The 276-nt window shown below is 80.4% G+C and carries 1 pseudogene; it reads right to left on the bottom strand.

The features are described 5' to 3' along the window. Positions 1–70: 70 nt before the first annotated feature. Positions 71–276, bottom strand: a pseudogene (locus ACSNOB_RS32095) (lysine transporter LysE); the annotation flags it as partial.

Genomic DNA, 276 nt, shown 5'->3' with positions numbered 1-276 from the left:
CGGGCGGGCGGCCCGGGGCTTGGCGTCGCGGCGAGGCCGGGGCCGGCGGGCGTGCGGCCCGGCCCCGGGCTCATCGCGGCAGCAGCATCACGGTCGCCAGCGCTGCGATGAGACCGCTGGAGACCAGCGCCGTGACGCGCCGACCGCGCGGCCCGGCCAGCGTCCGCCCGACGAGGGTGCCCCCGCCGGCGATCAGCAGCTGCCAGCTCGCCGACGCGACGAAGGCTCCCGCCACGAAGAGCAGCGCGCCGGCCACGCCCGGATCCGCACCGCCCT

Source organism: Micromonospora sp. URMC 106 (assembly GCF_051386395.1).
In the GTDB taxonomy this organism is placed as follows: Bacteria; Actinomycetota; Actinomycetes; order Mycobacteriales; family Micromonosporaceae; genus Micromonospora.
Note: the sequence above shows the minus strand (reverse complement) of the source record. Positions and strands in the feature narration are given on the sequence as shown.